At 47.6% G+C, this 506-nt stretch carries 1 protein-coding gene; it reads right to left on the minus strand.

What is annotated here, in order from left to right; all coding sequences use genetic code 11:
- On the minus strand, positions 1-506 hold a 506-nt coding region (locus ICN37_RS11695), incomplete at both ends, for a transposase (protein WP_216156677.1).

The raw sequence follows: 506 nt of genomic DNA on the forward strand, positions 1-506 counted from the left end.
TACTGCGCAATACTAGCTTCAGCTTCTTGGATACGACGTTTGATCTTGGCCTGGGTGAAGTTCTGATCGGAGCTGTTCACTGCTTTGAACTTACTGCCATCAACTGCCACCATCGCGTCGGCAAATAAATTCATCTGGCGGCACAGTTCAATAAACTGGGCGCAGACTTTACGGATGGCTTTGCCGTTCTCTTTACGGAAGTTCGCGATGGTCTTAAAGTCAGGAGCTAAGCGGGCAATGAGCCGCATGAGTTCAACATTACGTAGCGCTTCGGTTTCAAGGCGACGAGTCGATGCAATACGGTTAAGGTATCCATAAACATACAACTTCAACAGCACTGCAGGATGATAGGATGGCCTACCAGTATCAGCAGGAACTACTCCTTCAAAACCTAAGCTGGCTAAATCAAGCTGGTCAACAAAGAGGTCAATGACGCGTACGGGGTTTTCTTCGGTGATGTACTCATCAAGTAACTCTGGTAACAGCGTACTTTGGGTTCGATCTTG

The sequence above is a fragment of the Polynucleobacter sp. P1-05-14 genome (genome assembly GCF_018881675.1).
Classification (GTDB): domain Bacteria; phylum Pseudomonadota; class Gammaproteobacteria; order Burkholderiales; family Burkholderiaceae; genus Polynucleobacter.